Source organism: Streptomyces sp. NPDC035033, assembly GCF_040636735.1.
Taxonomy (GTDB): domain Bacteria; phylum Actinomycetota; class Actinomycetes; order Streptomycetales; family Streptomycetaceae; genus Streptomyces.
In genome coordinates, this window is record NZ_JBEZUZ010000023.1 from 64,481 (window position 1) to 82,061 (window position 17,581).

Below are 17,581 nucleotides of genomic sequence, written 5' to 3' on the forward strand. Positions count from 1 at the left end.
GGCCCGGGAGCGGGTCGGACGGGGGTCCGGGAGCGGGCCGGACGGGGGTCCGGGAGCGGGCCGGACGGGGGTCCGGGAGCGGGCCGGGCGGGGCGTTCCGGGGCCGGTCGCGCGGTGGGGCGAAGGACCGTGGTGGCGATGTGAGGGGACCGTAGCCGCCTTCGTCCGGGACGGAAAGCCCTTGCGCAGCAGATCGGTAGAACTTTCTCCCGCTTCAGGACAAAGCCGCGCGCGGGCAGGCCGGACCGCCCGGTGGCGCCCCTCGCCACCGGGCCTGGCCGGGAGGTCCTACCGGTCGCCGCCGGAGAACGCCGCGTCGAACGAGGCGGCCGGCGGGTCGAAGTCGAACCGCTTCAGACGGGCCAGCGCCTCGGGCGCGCCGGCGAGCCGGTCCATGCCGGCGTCCTCCCACTCGACGGACACGGGGCCCTGGTAGCCGATGGACCGCAGCATGCGGAAGACGTCCTCCCAGGGCACGTCCCCGTGTCCGGCGGAGACGAAGTCCCAGCCGCGCCTCGGGTCGCCCCACGGCAGGTGGGAGCCGAGCCGGCCGTTGCGCCCGTCGAGGCGCTTGCGCGCCTCCTTGCAGTCGACGTGGTAGATCCGGTCCCGGAAGTCGTACAGGAAGCCGACCGGGTCGAGGTCCTGCCAGACGAAGTGGCTGGGGTCGAAGTTGAGGCCGAAGGCCGGCCGGTGGTCCACCGCCTCCAGGGCGCGGCGCGTGGTCCAGTAGTCGTAGGCGATCTCTCCGGGGTGGACCTCGTGGGCGAAGCGGACCCCCTCGGCGTCGAAGACGTCGAGGACCGGGTTCCAGCGCTCGGCGAAGTCCTCGTACCCGCGCTCGACCATGCGCTCCGGCACGGGCGGGAACATGGCCACCAGGTGCCAGATGGAGGAGCCGGTGAAGCCGATGACGGTGTCGACGCCGAAGGCGGCCGCGGCGCGCGCGGTGTCCTTCATCTCGGCGGCGGCCCGGCGCCGCACGCCCTCGGGTTCGCCGTCGCCCCAGATCCGGGCCGGCAGGATGCCCTGGTGCCGCTCGTCGATCGGATGGTCGCAGACCGCCTGGCCCACCAGGTGGTTGGAGACGGCCCAGCACTTCAGGCCGTACTTGTCGAGCAGGGCGTGCCGGCCCGCCAGGTAGGACGGGTCGGCGAGGGCCTTGTCGACCTCGAAGTGGTCTCCCCAGCAGGCGAGTTCGAGGCCGTCGTAGCCGAAGTCACGGGCGAGCCGGCAGACCTCCTCCAGCGGCAGGTCGGCCCACTGGCCGGTGAAGAGGGTGAACGGACGCGGCATGAAGCCTCCAAACGGTGTGCGGGCGGGCCGTGCTAGCGGACCTCGGCCGGCACGTCCTGGACGGGTGTGTAGACGGCGTTCTTCCCGGCGCTCTCCTCGACGGCGGCGAGCACCCGCTGCACCCGCAGCCCGTCGGCGAAGGACGGCGACGGGTCGGTGCCGGTGCCGATCGCGACGACCAGGTCGCGGGCCTGGTGGGTGAAGGTGTGCTCGTAGCCGAGGGGGTGGCCGGGCGGCCACCACGCCTCCAGGTACGGGTGCTCGGTCTCGGTGACGAGGATCCGCCGGAAGCCGGCGGTGGCGGCGGGTTCGCGGTGGTCGTGGAAGGAGAGCTCGTTGAGCCGCTCCAGGTCGAAGGCGAGCGAGCCCCGCTCGCCGTTGATCTCCAGCCGGAGCTGGTTCTTGCGGCCGGAGGCCATCCGGCTCGCCTCGAAGGCGGCGAGCGCCCCCGAGGCGAGCCGTCCGGTGAAGACGGCCGCGTCGTCGACGGTCACCGGCCCGCGCGGGGCACCGGTGGTGGCCCGGCCGGACGGCGCGGACAGGCCGGCCGCCGCGGCGGCGGGCCGGGGCCGTTCCCGTACGAAGGTCTCCGTCTGTGCGGACACCCCGACGATCGGCTCCCCCGCCAGGTACTGGGCGAGGTCGACGATGTGCGCCCCGAGGTCGCCCAGCGCCCCCGACCCGGCGTGCTCGCGCTCCAGCCGCCAGGTCAGCGGGAAGTCGGGGTCGACCAGCCAGTCCTGGAGGTAGCTCACCCGGACGTGGCGCAGGGTGCCGAGCCGGCCCTCGGCGATGAGCCGACGGGCGTACGAAAGGGCGGGCACGCGGCGGTAGTTGAAGCCGACCATCGCGACCTGGCCGCGGGCGCGGGCGGCCTCGGCGGCGGTGGCCATGGCCTCGGCCTCGGCCACCGAGTTCGCGAGCGGCTTCTCGCACAGGACGTGCTTGCCGGCCTCCAGCGCCGCGATCGCGATCTCCGCATGGCTGTCCCCCGGGGTGCAGATGTCGACGAGCTGCACGTCGTCCCGGGCGATCAGGGCGCGCCAGTCCGTCTCCGCGGCCGCCCAGCCGTGCCGCCGGGCCGCGGCCCGGACGGCGTCCGCGTCCCGGCCCGCGATCGCCGCGAGGACGGGCCGCAGCGGCAGGTCGAAGACCCGGCCCACGGTGCGCCAGCCCTGTGAGTGCGCGGCGCCCATGAACGCGTACCCCACCATGCCGACGCCCAGTCCGGGCGGCGAGGTCGCGTCACTGTCCCGCTGTTCCATACGGTTCCTCCTGGTCGGAGAGTCACTGTCTCGTCGGTGTGCCGCGGAGCCGGGCGTCCCCCCGGGAGCCCGGTTCCGGTCAGTTGAAGCCGGTGGGCAGGTAGTCGTCGACGTTCTCCTTGGTGACGACGGCGGAGTAGAGCGTCAGCGAGGACGGGATCTCCAGCTCCGACAGGCCGCCCACGCCCTTGCCCTGGCCGAGCGCGCGGGCGAGGTCGATGGCGGACGCGGCCATCGTCGGCGGGTAGAGGACGGTGGCCTTGAGGACGCCGGTACCGGCCTTGATGGCGTCCATCGCGGACTTCGCCCCGGCGCCGCCGACCATCAGGAAGTCGTCGCGGCCGGCCTGCGCGATGGCGCGGAGCGCACCGACGCCCTGGTCGTCGTCGTGGTTCCACAGCGCGTCGAACGCGGGCTGCGCCTGGAGCAGTTGGGCCATCTTGGCCTGGCCGGACTCGACGGTGAAGTCGGCGGCCTGGCGGGCGACCTTGGTGATGTTGGGGTAGTTCTTCAGGGCGTCGTCGAAGCCCTGGGTGCGCTGCCGGGTGAGTTCGAGGTTGTCCAGGCCGGCGAGTTCGACGACCTTGGCGTTCGGCTTGTCCTTGAGCTGCTCGCCGATGTAGGTGCCGGCGTTGAGCCCCATGCCGTAGTTGTCGCCGCCGATCCAGCAGCGGTACGCCTGCGGGGAGGCGAAGACGCGGTCCAGGTTGACGACGGGGATGCCGGCCCGCATCGCCTGGAGCCCGACCTGGGTGAGGGCCTTGCCGTCGGCGGGCAGGATGACGAGGACGTCGACCTTCTTGTTGATGAGGGTCTGCACCTGACCGATCTGGGCGGCGGTGTCGTTGGAGCCCTCGGTGATCTCCAGGGTGACGTCGGAGTACTTCGCGGCGCGGGACTTGGCGTTCTGGTTGATGGCGTTGAGCCAGCCGTGGTCGGCCTGGGGTCCGGCGAAGCCGATGGTGACGGGCTTGCCGGGCTTGTCGTCGGCGACCGGGGCGTTGCCGGCCGGCTGTTCCTGCTGCTTGGGCTCGTTGCTGGTGCAGGCGGTGAGCAGGGCTCCGGCGGAGACGGCGGCGGTGCCGAACAGAAGTCCTCTGCGGGTGGGGGCGGTTCGGGACATGGCGGATCAACCCTTCGGCTGGGCGGGGCGGTTCGGGTCGGTGGTGGAGAGACGAGAGGAGGCGCGGGTCAGGCGTCGCCGCCGCGCAGGCCGCGGCGCTGGACGAGGACGGCGGCCACGATGATCGCGCCCTTGGCGATCTGCTGGACCGCCGTCTCCAGGTTGTTGAGGGCGAAGATGTTGGTGATGGTCGTGAAGATCAGGACGCCGAGGACGGAGCCGACGATGGTGCCGCGGCCGCCGCTGAGGAGGGTGCCGCCGATGATGGCGGCGGCGATGGCGTCGAGTTCGTACAGGTTGCCGTTGGTGTTCTGGCCGGAGCCGGCGAGGACGATGAGCATGAACGCGGCGATCCCGCAGCACAGGCCGGACAGCAGGTACAGGTACAGGCGCTGCCGACGGACGTCGATGCCGGCGAGCCGGGCCGCTTCCGCGTTGCCGCCGACGGCGACGGTGCGGCGGCCGAACGTGGTCCGGTTGAGCAGCAGCCATCCGACGACGGTCACGGCGGCGAAGACGAGGACGAGCGGCGGTATGCCGAGGACGTAGGCGTCGTTGACGCCGAGGTCGAGGACGTCGGTCACGGTCACCATCTGGGTCCTGCCGTCCGTGATCTGGAGGGCGAGTCCCCGGGCGGAGGCCAGCATGGCCAGGGTGGCGATGAACGGCACCAGGCCGCCGTACGCGATCAGCAGTCCGTTCACGAGTCCGCAGCCGACGCCGACGAGGACCGCGGTGAAGAGGATGCCCGCGAAGCCGAACTCCTGGGTGGCGACGGTCGTCGCCCACACCGAGGCGAGGGCCACGATCGCGCCGACCGACAGGTCGATGCCGCCGCTGGTGATGACGAACGTCATGCCGACGGTGACGACGCCGATGACCGACGCCTGGGTCAGGACGAGCTGGAGGTTGCTGGTGGCGAGGAAGGAGTCGGGCTGGGTGACGCCGCCGACGGCGACGAGGACGGCGAGGACGCCGAGCAGCGACAGGCTGCGCACGTCCCACCGCATCAGCGCCAGTCGGTGGAGCCCCTTCCTGCCGGTGTCGGAGGTGGCGGCGGACATCGGCGCGTCCTTCCGCGCGGCGGAGGCCGGCTGCGTCATGGCGTCGGGTTCCCTTCCATCACGAGATCGAGTACGCGGTGCTCGTCGAGCTCCCGGGCCGGTGCCGTGTGCACGACGGTGCCCTCGCGGAGCACCAGCACGCGGTCGGCGAGTCCGAGGACCTCGGGCACCTCGCTGGAGACGAGGAGCACCGCCAGTCCTTCGTCGGCCAGTCGGCGGATCACGGCGTAGAGCTCGGCCCGGGCGCCGATGTCGACGCCCCGGGTCGGCTCGTCGAGGAGCAGCACCTTGCAGCCGCGCAGCAGCCAGCGCGCGAGCACGGCCTTCTGCTGGTTGCCGCCGGACAGGGTCCTGATCGCCGCGTCGGGGTCGTCGGGCCGCAGCGACAGCTCGCGCACGGCCCGGTGCGCGGCGGCGCGCTCGGCGCGCCGGTCGAGCCAGCCCGCGCGGGAGTAGCGGGAGAGGGTGGAGACCGAGACGTTGCTGCCGACGGACTCCAGCATCAGCAGGGCCTGTGCCTTGCGCTCCTCGGGCGCCAGTCCGATCCCGGCGCGGACGGCGGCGCGGACGCTGCCCGGGCGCAGCGGGACGCCGTCGACGAGGACGCGGCCCGCGTCGGGCTTGCGGGCCCCGTAGACCGTCTCCAGGATCTCGCTGCGGCCGGAGCCGACCAGGCCGGCGAGGCCGACGATCTCGCCGGGCCGCAGGGCGAGGTCGAGGGGGGCGAACTCGCCGTCCCGGGTGAGGCCCTCGATCCGGAGGACGGGGTCCCGGGCGGCGGCGTCACCGGTGCCGTCGGAGCGGTCGGGGAAGACGTGCTCGACGGTGCGGCCGGTCATGAGGGCGACGATGTCGCGGGTCGGGGTGGTGTCCGCGGGCAGGCCGCCGGCGACGGAGCGGCCGTCCTTCAGGACGGTGACCCGGTCGCCGATGCGGCGGATCTCCTCCAGCCGGTGGGAGATGTAGACGACGGCGACGCCGTCGGCGGTGAGTTCGGCGACGATGCGGAAGAGGTTGTCGACCTCCTCGGGGTCGAGCGCGGCGGACGGCTCGTCCATGACGATCAGGCGCACCTCGTGGGAGAGCGCGCGGGCCATGGAGACGATCTGCTGCTGGGCGGCGGACAGTTCGCCGACGAGCCGGGCCGGGTCGATCTCCGGGTGCCCGAGGCGCTTCAGCAGCCGTCCGGCGGCGGCGCGGGCCCGGGCCCCGCGCACGACGAACCCGGCGGAGGTCGGCTCGTTCCCGAGGAAGACGTTCTCGGCGACGGACAGTCCGGCGACCAGGTCCAGCTCCTGGTAGATGGTGGCGATCCCGAGCCGCATGGCCGCGATCGGCGAGGTCAGGGAGACCGGTTCGCCGGCCCAGGTGATCTCGCCGCCGTCGGGCCGGTGGGCTCCGGCGAGGACCTTGATGAGGGTGGACTTGCCGGCGCCGTTCTGGCCGAGGAGGCAGTGGACCTCGCCGGCGTGGACTTCGAGGTCCACGCCGTCCAGGGCGCGGACGCCGGGGAACGACTTGGTGATGCGGTTCATCGTGAGCAGCGGTGGGCGTGATGCCATCGGGATCCCCTCGGCGGATGCGGCCGTGAGCGGGCAGGGCGGAGCGGGGCGCGGTGAGCGGCGTGCGGTGGGAGGGAACGGGCGAAGGGCTCAGGGACCCGCGGCCCCGGGCGTGCCGGCGCGTGCGGGGTGAGCGGGCATGGCTGACAGCCACGGGACCGTTGCGTGGTGCGGGGTGCCGTACCGGCTGGTGCCGGACGCGGTGGTGCCGGGTCGTGCGGTGGTGCGTGCTTCGGCGTGCGGCGCACCGCTGCCGGAGGAGTGGTGGGGCCGGGTGGGGCCCGGCCGGGTCAGGCCGGTGAGAAGACGTGGTCGCTGATGAGGCGGGCCGCGCCGATCACTCCGGCGGTGGGGCCCAACTCGCCCAGCACGATGGGGAGGTTGCCGGTCGCGAGCGGCAGCGACTGGCGGTAGACCTGGGTGCGGATGCTGGCAAGCAGGGTGTGGCCGAGTCCGGTGACGCCGCCGCCGATGACGACGAGCCCCGGGTTGAAGAAGCTGACGAGCCCGGCGATGACCTGGCCGAGGCGCTGCCCGCCCTCACGGATCAGCTCCAGGGCCACGGTGTCGCCCGCCGCCGCGGCCGCCGAGACGTCCGCGGCGGTCAGCTCCCCGGCCGCCTCCAGCCGCGCGGCGAGCTGCGCCGAGCGGCCCGAGCGCGCCGCGTCCTCCGCGTCACGGGCCAGCGCCGCGCCGCTGAAGTGCGCTTCCAGGCAGCCCAGGTTGCCGCAGGCGCAGGCCCGCCCGTCCGGCTGGACCTGGATGTGTCCGATGTCGCCGGCGCTGCCCGTCGTACCGCGGTAGACCTGGCCGCCGATCACGATGCCGCAGCCGATGCCGGTGCCGATCTTGACGCAGAGGTAGTCGCCGACGGAGCGGGCGACGCCCGCGTGCTGCTCCCCCATCGCCATGAGGTTCACGTCGTTGTCGACCATCACCGGGCAGCCGAGGTCCTGGCTGAGGGCCTCGCGGACGGGGAAGCCGTCCCAGCCGGGCATGATCGGCGGCGCGACGGGCACGCCCTCGGGGAAGCGGACGGGACCGGGTACGCCGATGCCCGCGCCGTCGAACCCCTCCGCGACCCCCGACGCCTTCAGCTTGTCCGCCATGGCGAGGACCCGTTCGAAGACGGCGACGGGCCCTTCCCGGACGTCCACGGGCTGGTTCAGGTGCCCCAGGACCTCCAGCTCGGCGTTGGTGACGGCGACGTCGATCGAGGTGGCCCCGATGTCGACGCCGAGGAAGCGCAGCGCCGGGGCGAGCCGGAGGTTGTGCGAGCGGCGTCCGCCGCGCGAGGCGGCGAGTCCGTCCGCGACCACCAGTCCCGTCTCCAGCAGCCGGTCCACCTCGACCGCCAGCTTGGAGCGGGACAGGTCCACCAGATCGCCCAGCTGCGCGCGGGAGTTGGGCCCTCCGTCGCGCAACAGGCGCAGCAGTCGCGCCTGGTGCACGTTCGCGGGTCGAGCGGTCATCCGTCTCACGAATCCCTCCCCTCCCCCGGCTCCGGCTGGGGGCCCGAATGCCTGTCCGCGGCGCCGATCCGTCGGGCTTTCGAGAGGAACGTAGCAGTGCTCCACCGACCTGGGAACTACTTGAGCAGGAAACAGTCACGACTTCTTCCACTCCCAGGACAAAGGGCGTTCTCGGCGGAGCCGACGGCGGCCCTCCCGGGAGGAGGGGGCCGCTCCGGTGAGGACGGCGGCGTCGATCGCGCGCCCCGCTCGGCGCCCGTGAACCTCCGGTGCATCCGGTCCGGCGGCGGGGACGGAATGCCGGGTGACCGGGGACGCGGTGCGCGTCCCGGGCGACGACGGAGGAGGGCCGTGCGGTGATCGGTGTGGAACGCGTGATGGTGGTGCGCCGGCCCCTGGCCGAGGTCGTGGCGTACCTGGAGGACTTCGCGCGCGCCGAGGAGTGGGATCCCGGCACCGTGCGCTGCGTGCGGGTCGACGACGGGCCGCCGCGGCCGGGGGCGCGGTGGCGGAACACCTCCCGGTTCCGGGGACGCACGACCGAGCTGCGGTACGAACTCGTGCTCCGCGAGGCCGCCCGGCTGGTGTTCGTCGGCGAGAACGGGACGGTGACCGCGCGGGACGACCTCCGGTTCGCCGAGGAGGGGGTGGCCACGCGGTTGACCTACCGGGCTTCGCTGACGTTCAAGGGCTTCGCCCGGCTCGCCGCGCCGTTCCTGCGGGGGGAGTTCGAGCGGCTGGCGGACGGAGTGGTGACCCGCCTTCCCGCGGCCGCAGAGGCGTGGCGCCCCTGACCGAGGTCTCGCGCGCCCCTTTTCCCCGCTCGCAGCGTTTTCGCACCGTACGGTGGTGACCATGTACGACACCGTCCACGGGATCACCACCGGCGCGGTGGCCCGGCGTCTGGGGGTCTCCCCCACCACCGTGCGCTCCTGGGACCGGCGGTACGGGATCGGTCCCGCGGTCCGCGCGGACGGGCGGCACCGGCGGTGGAGCCCGGCCGACGTCTCGATGCTGGAGGAGATGTGCCGTCTCACGGCCTCCGGCGTCCCGCCCGCCGAGGCGGCGCGAGCCGCGCGGGAGGTGCGGTCCGCGCTGGTGGCGGCCGGAGCCGGCGGGCCCGTCGACAGCGCGCCGGCCCCCGTTCCCGCGCCCGTCCCCGCTCCCCCGTCCTCCGGGCCTGCCGCGCCCCCCGAGGAGCCGCCCGCGCGGCCGGCCCGGCGGGCGGCGGCCGGCAGCGGCCTGCCGCTCGGCGACGTGCGGCAGGAGTGCCGCGGGCTCGCCCGTGCCGCCGTGCGCCTCGACGGCCCGGCGATGGAGGCGCTCCTCCAGGGGGTGCTGGCGGAGTACGGGCTGGTCACCGCCTGGGAGGAGGTCATGGTCCCGACGCTGCACGCGGTGGGCCGGAAGTGGGAGTCGTCCGGCGACCGCTACGTCGAGGTGGAGCACCTGCTCTCCTGGCACGTCTCCACCGCGCTGCGGCGGGCCGCCGTGACCGGGCCGGCGGCCGCCTCCCAGGCACCGCCCGTCGTCCTGGCCTGCGTCCCCGCCGAGCAGCACACCCTTCCCCTGGAGGCGCTCGCCGCGGGACTCGCCGAGCGGGGGCTGCCGGCCAGGATGTTCGGCGCGGCCGTCCCCGCCGAGGCGCTCGACGCGGCGGTACGGCGGTCCGGCCCGGCCGCCGTCGTCCTCTGGTCCCAGGCCCGCTCCACGGCGGACCACGCGCTGGCCCGGCACGTCGCGGGCACGGCGTTCGGGGTGCGGGGAGCCCGCACCGCGCCCCTCGTCCTCCTCGCGGGCCCGGGCTGGCGCGGCCGTCCCCCCGGCCCGGGCACGGCCCGCCCCGCCGGTCTGCGCGAGGCGCTCGACGTCGTCTCCCGGCTGTACGGGGGGTCCGAGGGGCCCCTGAAGCCCGCCGGGCACGGGGAGCGGACCGGGCCGGACGGGCAGGGCGGCGGCACCGGGGGCTGAGCCCGTCCGTCACGGGGCACGGCGGGTCGCCGCCCGGTTCCGGGGCGGCAGGGGGACGAAGCCGCTCGTGCGCGCCCGGTAGGCCGCGTATCCCGGCCGGTCGGCCATGTGGGCCTCCAGGAGCCGCTTCCCGCTGCCCCAGATGAGCAGGGCGCTCATGACGAGCGGGGAGACCAGGGTGAGGAGGGCCGTCTGCCAGGTGGCGCAGGCCGTCAGGTACAGGCCCCACCAGACGAGGAAGTCGCCGAAGTAGTTGGGGTGACGGGTCCAGCTCCACAGCCCCCGGTCCATGACGCGCCCCCGGTTCGCCGGATCCGCCTTGAACCGGGCGAGCTGCCGGTCCCCCACCGCCTCCAGGAGGAGTCCCCCCGCCCACACGGCGAGGCCGAGCCACACGGTCGCCTCCGGCGGCCGGGGCAGCAGGACCGCGACCTGGACGGGGAGCGAGACGACCCAGACGAGGGCGCCTTGCAGCAGGTACACCTTTCCCAGGGCGTACAGGGCCGGGTTGCCGCGGGCGCGGGCGAGCATCCGCGCGTACCGGGGGTCCTCGCCGCGGCCGCGCCCGCGCCGGGCGATGTGGACCGCGAGCCGCAGTCCCCAGACGACGGTGGCGGCCGCGACGACGGTCCGGCGGGTGTCGTCGCCGTGCCCGGCCGCGAGGAACCAGGCCACGATGGCGACGGCGACGAAGGCGATCCCCCAGGCCACGTCGACGATCCGGTGCAGGCCCCGGGCGGTGCCGATCGCAAAAGTCACCAGCATGACGGCGAGGGCAGCGGCCGCCGAGGCGGCGAGGACGGAGCCGAGGGCCCCGGGGTCGACGGCGCTCACGCCCCCTCCCCGCGGGGGCTCGCCGGGGCGGACGGGACGGCGAGGATCCGGTCGGACGGGCCGGCGGTCCCGTCGGGACGGAGGGCCGGGTGGAGGCGGGCGGGGTTCACGGGGTCGTCTCCGTGCCGGCGGCGGTGAGCCGGAGCTGGCGGACGTCGAGGTAGCGGGAGCGGAATCCCGCCTCGGAGTAGGCGAGGTAGAAGTCCCACATGCGCCGGAAGACGGCGTCGAAGCCGAGAGCCGCCACGGCGGCCTCCTGGCGGCGGAAGCGGGCGCGCCACTGGTGGAGGGTCTCGGCGTAGTGGGCACCGTACCCCGTGTCGTGGGTGATGTGCAGGCCGGCGGCGGCGCTCTCGCGGGCGATGGCCTCCGGGGAGGGGATCAGACCGCCGGGGAAGACGTACTTGCTGATCCAGGTGTGGGTGCGGGCGGTGGCGAGCATGCGTGCGTGCGGCATGGTGATGGCCTGGAGGGCGACGCGTCCGCCCGGCGCGAGGAGGCGGCGGAGCGCGGCGAAGTAGTCGGGCCAGAACTCGGCGCCCACGGCCTCGATCATCTCGACGCTGACGACGGCGTCGTAACGGCCCTGGACGTGCCGATAGTCGAGCAGTTCGACGGTGACGCGGTCGGCGACGCCGGCCGCGGCGGCGCGGCGGCGGGCGAGGACGAGCTGCTCCTCGGAGAGGGTGACGGTGCGGACGCGGGCGCCGCGGGCGGCGGCGCGGATCGCCAGTTCCCCCCAGCCGGTGCCGATCTCCAGCAGCTCGGTGCCGGGGCCCGTCCCCGCCAGGTCGAGGAGGCGGTCGGTCTTGCGGTGCTGGGCGGCGGTGAAGACCGCGTCCGGGAGGACCCCGGAGGTGTCCGGGAGGGGGTCGAAGACGGCCGAGGAGTAGCTCAGGCCGGGGTCGAGGAAGAGGGCGAAGAGGTCGTTGGAGAGGTCGTAGTGGCGGTGGATGTTCTCCCGTGCCCCGTCCGGCGTGTTGAGGTCGGCGGCCGGCCTGCGGCGCGCCCACGCGCCCCGGAGCCGGTGCAGCGGGGCGGGCACGAGGCGGTCGGCGTGGCCGGCGAGGACGGTGAGGACGCCGACGAGGTCGTCCGCGTCCCACTCGCCGGCCATGTACGACTCCCCGAAGCCGATCAGCCCGTCGGCGCCGATCCGGCGGTGGAAGGCGTCCGGGTCGTGGAGCGTGAGCGTCGGCGGGCGGCCGTCGCCGCCGGTCCCCGGGTCGGGGAGGGGGATCGCCCGGTCCGTTCGTATCCGCAGCGGCAGCCGGGCGAAGGCGCGCTCCACGAGCAGACGGGCGACGGCGGTGCGCGCCGCGGAGGCGCGCGGCAGCCGGGCGACGTCGGGCCAGCGGTCCGGGTCGACCGGGACACGGCCGGCGCGGGCGGCGGACGGGAGGGACGAGAGGGTCACGAGGTGCCTTCCTGCGGGGCGGGGGCGGGGGCGGTACGGGGCCGGACGCGGAGTCCCTTGAGCCAGAGGCGGATGCCGTGGCGGCGGATGCCGAGGGAGACGGCGGCCGTCGACCACGGGTGGCGGAGCGCGGCCGCGAGCAGGGTGCCGGTCCGGGCGGGCCGCCGGGTGCCGCGGACCGTGGCGGTCAGGGGGCGGGTGCCGTCCGTGTCGCGGAGCTGGACGGTCAGGTCGAGGCGGTCGCCCGGGAGCGGCAGCCGCATGCGGTAGGTGCCCGCGACGTCGAGGAACGGCGAGACGTAGAAGTCCTTGGCCGTCTCGGCGCGGCCCTGTGCGTCGGGGTGCAGCAGGTACGTGTGGCGTCCGCCGTACGTGTTGTGCACCTCGGCGACGACGCAGACGGGGCGGCCGGCGCGGTCGTGGCACCAGTACAGGGTGAGCGGGTTGAAGACGTGGCCGAACACGCGGGCGTGGGCCAGCATCAGGACCCGCCCGTCGGCCCTCCGCACGCCGTGGGCGGCCAGGCAGGCGTCGAGGCCGGCCCGGAGGGTGGGGGCGTCGCCGTCGAAGTGGTCGGCCGGGTCGAAGCGGGCGAGGGGGCGCAGCGGCCGGGGCGGCACGGGCGGGTCGTCGAGGTCGACCAGCCACATGTAGGTGCGGTGGCGGAGGGCGTGGCGGACCGGGGCGACGCGGGCGTGGGCGATCTCGGTCTCGTACAGGGCGGGGACGGCCGGGAGGACCGGCGGGGGCGCGGACGGCGGGGCGGCCCGGGGCGTCGTCATGTCGTCGCTCCCAGGTGGCGGGCGGCCTCGGCGCCCGAGCGGCAGCCGTCCTCGTGGAAGCCCCAGCCGTGGTAGGCGCCCGCGTACGCGGTGACCGAGGTGCGGAGGGTGGGCAGGAGGCGCTGGGCGGCCACCGACTCCGGGGTGTAGACGGGGTGTTCGTACGTCATGCGGGCCAGGACGGTCGACGCGTCGACGCGGTCGCCGGGGTTGAGGGTGACGATGTGCGGCTCGGCGGTGCGGAGCCGCTGGAGCCGGTTCATGTCGTAGCTGACCTGGACGCTGCCCGGGCGGGCGTCGCAGGACGGCAGCAGGTAGTTCCAGGAGGCGCGGGCGTGTGCCGAGCGCGGCAGGACGCTCGCGTCGCGGTGCAGGACGGTCGGGTTGCGGGAGGAGGTGAAGGCGCCGAGGACGCGCCGCTCCCGCTCGGTGGGGTCGGCGAGGAGCCGCAGGGCCTGGCCGGGGTGGACCGCGATCACGACGGCGGCGTGCTCGGTGGACTCGCCGTCCGCCGTGACCACCGTGGCCCGGTCGCCGCCGCGGACGACGGCGCGGACCGGGGTCGCGGTCCGGACGGATCCGATCGACTTGGCGGCGCGTGCGACGTACGCCGCGGATCCGCCGGCGACCGTCTTCCACTGCGGGGACCCGGTGACCGACAGGAGGCCGTGGTGGTCGAGGAAACGGAACAGGTAGACGGCCGGGTAGCGCAGCGCGGTGTCGGGGGCGCAGGACCAGACGGCGGAGACGAGGGGGAGGGCGAAGTGGCTGACGAAGTGGGCGGAGAAGCGGTGTGCGCGGAGGAAGCCGCCGAGGGTGAGGGTCATGTCGTCGGCGGCCAGCAGGCCGCGCGCGGCGCGGTGGAAGCGCGGGACGTCGGCGAGGGTCCGCAGGTGCCGGCCCCGGCGGGCGTTGCCGCCGCCGAGCAGGCCGCGGAGGCCGCGGGCGCCGGCGTACTCCAGGCCGCATCCGTCGCAGCGGACGGACATGCTCATCTCGGCGTCCTGCGTGGTGACGCCCAGCTCGCGGAAGAGGCGCAGGAGATGGGGGTAGGTGCGCTCGTTGTGGACGATGAAGCCGGTGTCGACGTGGAGCGTGCCGCCCTCGGGGGCGGGCAGTTCGTGGGTGTGCGCATGGCCGCCGAGACGGTCCTCCGCCTCGTACAGCACCACGTCGTGGGCCCGGGAGAGGTAGTGGGCGGCGGTGAGGCCCGCCACCCCCGCCCCCACCACGGCGACGCTTCGTCCGTTCATCGTTCTCCACCCCTCGTGTGCTGTGTGGCGGTCGTCGGCCCCCGGCCGTCGGACCGCGTCGTGTCGTGCTGTGGTGTGCTGCCGGTGGTTCGGAGCCGCCGGCCCGCCGGACGGGTCGGGGCGGTGGTCCGAGCGGCGCGCCGGTCCGGGGCGGTCAGCGGTCGGCGCCGGCGAGTTCGAGGCTGTGGCGCATGCGCTGGAGGCCGCGGCGGGCGTGGCTCTTGACCGTGCCGAGCGGCATGCCGGTGCGGTCGGCGATCTGGGTCTGGGTCAGGTCGGAGAAGTAGGCGAGCTCCAGGACGTCGCGCTGGACGCGGGGCAGCCGGGACAGTTCCTCGGTGACGACCATCCGGTCGAGGAGCCGGTCGGGCTGCCCGTCCTTCCGCTCCTCGTGCTCCAGGAAGGCGCCCAGGGCCGCCGCGAGTTCGGTGCGCCGGGTGCGGGCCGTCAGGGCGTCGGCGATCTTGCGGCGGGTGATGCCGGTGAGCCAGGCCGGCAGGGTGCCCCGCTCGGGGCGGAAGGTGGCCCGGCCGCGCCAGGCGGCGACGAAGACCAGCTGGGTGACGTCCTCCGCCTCGCGTGGATCCCCGAGGGCGCGGGCCGCCAGGGTGTGGACCAGGCGGCCCCAGCGCCGGTAGGCGGCGGCCAGGCACGCCTCGTCGCCGAGGACGAGGCCGCGGGCGATGCGGTCGTCGGTGTCGGCGGTGGCGGGGACGAGGTCTCCCGGCGTCCGGTGTGCGGTCATGGCGCTTCCTCCTCGTGTGGCGGCGCGGGCGTCCACCGGATGCACCGCCGCTGTGGGGGGCGGTGGTGGGACCCCGGTGGCCCCGTGCCTCCTCACGGTCCGGCCGATGCGACCTCCCCCTCAACTCGCATCGTTTTCGCATCGAAAATCGGCTCCGGGAGACGGCACGGAGCGAGGGGATCAGGCAGGGCCCCGGAGCTGCCGGAAGCGCGCCGAGCCCTCGGAGAGCCCGATCAGGGGCTCCGGGTAGTCCAGGGCCGCCCGGTCGGGTCCGGCGAGCCGCCAGGGCTCGTGGACGGCCGGGCCGTCGAGGCCGGCCAGCTCGGGGACCCAGCGGCGCACATAGGCGCCGTCCGGGTCGTACCGCTTGCCCTGGAGCACGGGGTTCAGGACGCGGTGGGGGCGGGTGTCGGTGCCGGTGCCGGCCACCCACTGCCAGTTGAGCTGGTTGTTCGCGACGTCGCCGTCCACCAGCAGGCCGAGGAAGTAACGCGCCCCCGCGCGCCAGTCGACGCACAGCGTCTTCGACAGGAACGAGGCGGTGAGCAGCCTGCCTCGATTGTGCATCCATCCCTCGTGGGCGAGCTGCCGCATGGCCGCGTCGACGACGGGGTAGCCGGTGCGCCCCTCCCGCCAGGCGGCGAGGTCCGCCTCCGCGTCGGCGCCCTCCCGCCAGCGCCCCGGCCGGGAACGGTAGTCGGAGCCGGCCGCCCGGGGGCGCGCGGCCAGCACCTGGTGGTGGAAGTCGCGCCAGCAGAGCTGCCGCACGAACGCGTCGGCGCCCGCCCCGCCCCGCCGGCGCGCCCGGTGCACCGCCTCGGCGGCGGAGAGGGTGCCGAAGTGGAGGTGGGGCGAGAGCCGGGAGGTGGCGTCGCCCGCCAGGTCGTCGTGGCGGTCCTCGTACGCGTCGAGGGGACCGGCCAGCCACGAGGCGAGGCGCTCGCGGGCCTCGCTCTCCCCTCCCGCCGGAAGGCCCGGCGACACCCCCGCGACGGCGGAACGGCGGGGGACGGGCTCGGAGCGCACGTCCGACGGCACGCGCAGCCTCCTCGGGGCGGCGAAGGGGGCCCGGAGCGGCTGGGCGGCCCAGCGCCGGTGATAGGGCGTGAAGACGGCGAAGTGGTCGGAGCCCCGCGGGACGATGTCGCCGGGCGGGACGACGGTGACCACGCCGTCGTGCACGTACAGGCGGCAGCCGTCCTCCTCCAGCGCCTCGCGCAGACGGGCCTCCCGGCGCCGGGCGAAGGCCGTCACGCCGGCGGCCACGTGGACCTCGTCGGCGCCGGTCTGCCGCGCCAGGGCACGGACCTCGGCCACCGTGTCGCCGTCCCGCACCACGAGACGGCCGCCCCGCTCCCGCAGGGCCCGGTCGAGGTCCTCCAGGCAGTCCGCGAGGAAGGCCAGCCGATTGGGCGCGGCGAATCCCGTCCGGTCCACGGCCGGGTCGCGGACGAAGACCGGCACCACCTCCTCCGCTCCCTGGACCGCGGCCCTGAGCGGCGGATGGTCGTGGACCCTGAGGTCGGAGGTGTACAGAACGACGGAGACGGTCATCGCGCTCTCTCCCTGCTCGGCCGCCGGCCGCGGACGCGCGGCGCCGCGCCGGGGCGCCGGTGTGGCACTCCATGCACCCCCGGTTCCGGGTTTCTCCCGGCCCCGGATGCGCCGCTCGCCTCGGCCTCGGCCTCGGCCACGGCCGAGGTCGAGGCCGAGGCCGAGGCCGAGGTCCGGCTAGGTGACGGTGACGAAGACGCTGTGCCGGCCGCTCGCGCCGTCGGGGATGGTCCGGGTGCGGCGTTCGGTCTGGACGCGGCCGGTGCCGTCGGTGGCGCGGACGGTGAGGGTGTGTCCGCCGGGCATGGCCCGCCAGCGGTACGACCACTGGCGCCAGGTGTCGACGGTGTCCTGCGCGGCGAGCTCGGCGTCCTGCCAGGGGCCGTCGTCGACGCGGACCTCGACCCGGACGATGCCGCGCCGCTGGGCCCAGGCGACGCCCGCGACCGTGACCGTGCCGGCGGCGGGGCGGGCGAAGGGCCGGGGCGTGTCGATGCGGGACTGGGTCTTGACCGGGGCGCGGCGGGCCCATTTCCGTCTCACCCAGTACGGGTCGTAGGCGTCGAACGTGGTGAGCTCGACGGCCTCGATCCACTTGCAGGCCGACACGTAGCCGTACAGGCCCGGCACCAGCATGCGGACCGGGAAGCCGTGCTCGAAGGGGAGCGGCTCGCCGTTCATGCCGACGGCCAGCATCGCGTCGCGGCCGTCCATCACGTCCTCCACCGGCGAGCCGAGCGTCATGCCGTCCACCGAGCGGGCCACCAGCTGGTCGGCCGGGCCGCCCCGGGACGGCGGCTCCACCCCGCACTCGGCCAGCAGCTCGCGCAGGGGCACGCCGAGCCAGCGGGCGTTGCCGACGTACGGCCCGCCGACCTCGTTCGACACGCAGGTCAGCGTGATGTCCCGCTCGATCAGGGGACGGGCGAGCAGGTCGTCGAGCGCGTACGTCCGCGGCCGGGTCACCCCCCTGCCGTGGATCCGCAGCCGCCAGGTGTCCGCGTCCACCTTCGGTACGACGAGCGCCGTGTCGACCCGGTAGAAGTCCCGGTTCGGCGTCACGAACGCGCTGATCCCCGGCACCCGGAGCCGCGCACCGGGCGGCAGCGCGGGGGCGGGGGACGCGGGCGCGGGCAGGACGAGGCCGGCGCGCGAGGCCTCGGCGCCCCGCCCCCGGCGGTCGGAGAGCGCCCGCCCCAGCGCACCCGCTCCGGTCGCGGCGACGGCGGTGGCCCCGACGGCC

The 17,581-nt window shown here is 75.1% G+C and carries 15 protein-coding genes; 2 read left to right on the forward strand and 13 right to left on the reverse strand.

From position 1 onward, the window contains the following. Window positions 1–288: 288 nt before the first annotated feature. The 6 genes from AB0E83_RS12665 to AB0E83_RS12690 all read right to left on the reverse strand — a co-directional run bounded on the left by AB0E83_RS12665 (window position 289) and on the right by AB0E83_RS12690 (window position 7,782). Window positions 289–1,296 (reverse strand): sugar phosphate isomerase/epimerase family protein, encoded by a 1,008-nt coding sequence (locus AB0E83_RS12665; protein ID WP_362109519.1) that lies wholly within the window; start codon window positions 1,294–1,296, stop codon window positions 289–291. 32 nt (window positions 1,297–1,328) lie between these two features. Then, complete coding sequence (locus AB0E83_RS12670; RefSeq protein ID WP_362109521.1) at window positions 1,329–2,561, reverse strand: Gfo/Idh/MocA family oxidoreductase; 1,233 nt, start codon at window positions 2,559–2,561, stop codon at window positions 1,329–1,331. Between the two features lie 79 nt (window positions 2,562–2,640). Beyond that, a complete protein-coding gene (locus AB0E83_RS12675) occupies window positions 2,641–3,684 on the reverse strand; it encodes a substrate-binding domain-containing protein (protein ID WP_362109523.1) in 1,044 nt (347 codons plus the stop codon). 68 nt (window positions 3,685–3,752) lie between these two features. Next, window positions 3,753–4,787 carry an ABC transporter permease gene (locus tag AB0E83_RS12680; protein WP_362109525.1) on the reverse strand — a complete coding sequence of 345 codons (1,035 nt, stop codon included), beginning with the start codon at window positions 4,785–4,787 and terminating at the stop codon, window positions 3,753–3,755. Next, a complete protein-coding gene (locus AB0E83_RS12685; RefSeq protein WP_362109527.1) occupies window positions 4,784–6,310 on the reverse strand; it encodes a sugar ABC transporter ATP-binding protein in 1,527 nt (508 codons plus the stop codon). Before AB0E83_RS12685 ends, AB0E83_RS12680 begins: the two co-directional genes overlap by 4 nt. Window positions 6,311–6,600: 290 nt before the next feature. Next, on the reverse strand, window positions 6,601–7,782 hold the full coding sequence (locus tag AB0E83_RS12690; protein WP_362109529.1) for an ROK family transcriptional regulator: 1,182 nt from the start codon (window positions 7,780–7,782) through the stop codon (window positions 6,601–6,603). A gap of 356 nt (window positions 7,783–8,138) precedes the next feature. Between AB0E83_RS12690 and AB0E83_RS12695 the strand changes: the two genes are divergently transcribed. Both AB0E83_RS12695 and AB0E83_RS12700 read left to right on the forward strand, forming a co-directional pair. Further along, on the forward strand, window positions 8,139–8,576 hold the full coding sequence (locus AB0E83_RS12695) for an SRPBCC family protein (protein WP_362109531.1): 438 nt from the start codon (window positions 8,139–8,141) through the stop codon (window positions 8,574–8,576). Window positions 8,577–8,637: 61 nt separating this feature from the next. Continuing rightward, window positions 8,638–9,753, forward strand: a complete 1,116-nt coding sequence (locus AB0E83_RS12700) for a MerR family transcriptional regulator (RefSeq protein WP_362109533.1) — start codon at window positions 8,638–8,640, stop codon at window positions 9,751–9,753. A gap of 9 nt (window positions 9,754–9,762) precedes the next feature. On the opposite strand, the gene AB0E83_RS12705 is transcribed toward AB0E83_RS12700, so the two are convergent. The 7 genes from AB0E83_RS12705 to AB0E83_RS12735 all read right to left on the reverse strand — a co-directional run. Next, a complete protein-coding gene (locus AB0E83_RS12705; protein ID WP_362109535.1) occupies window positions 9,763–10,587 on the reverse strand; it encodes a DUF1295 domain-containing protein in 825 nt (274 codons plus the stop codon). A gap of 106 nt (window positions 10,588–10,693) precedes the next feature. After that, the gene (locus tag AB0E83_RS12710; RefSeq protein WP_362109537.1) at window positions 10,694–12,004 is read right to left on the reverse strand and encodes a cyclopropane-fatty-acyl-phospholipid synthase family protein; all 1,311 of its coding nucleotides are present in this window, start codon (window positions 12,002–12,004) and stop codon (window positions 10,694–10,696) included. Then, a complete protein-coding gene (locus AB0E83_RS12715) occupies window positions 12,001–12,786 on the reverse strand; it encodes a DUF1365 domain-containing protein (RefSeq protein WP_362109539.1) in 786 nt (261 codons plus the stop codon). Before AB0E83_RS12715 ends, AB0E83_RS12710 begins: the two co-directional genes overlap by 4 nt. Further along, a complete protein-coding gene (locus AB0E83_RS12720) occupies window positions 12,783–14,039 on the reverse strand; it encodes an FAD-dependent oxidoreductase (protein ID WP_362109541.1) in 1,257 nt (418 codons plus the stop codon). The genes AB0E83_RS12715 and AB0E83_RS12720 overlap by 4 nt, the downstream gene beginning before the upstream one ends. A gap of 154 nt (window positions 14,040–14,193) precedes the next feature. Beyond that, window positions 14,194–14,784 carry a sigma-70 family RNA polymerase sigma factor gene (locus AB0E83_RS12725; RefSeq protein WP_362109543.1) on the reverse strand — a complete coding sequence of 197 codons (591 nt, stop codon included), beginning with the start codon at window positions 14,782–14,784 and terminating at the stop codon, window positions 14,194–14,196. A 180-nt stretch (window positions 14,785–14,964) separates the two neighbouring features. Then, window positions 14,965–16,338 (reverse strand): deoxyribodipyrimidine photo-lyase, encoded by a 1,374-nt coding sequence (locus AB0E83_RS12730; protein WP_362109545.1) that lies wholly within the window; start codon window positions 16,336–16,338, stop codon window positions 14,965–14,967. A 177-nt stretch (window positions 16,339–16,515) separates the two neighbouring features. Continuing rightward, on the reverse strand, window positions 16,516–17,581 hold a 1,066-nt coding region (locus AB0E83_RS12735), incomplete at its 5' end, for a molybdopterin-dependent oxidoreductase (RefSeq protein WP_362109547.1).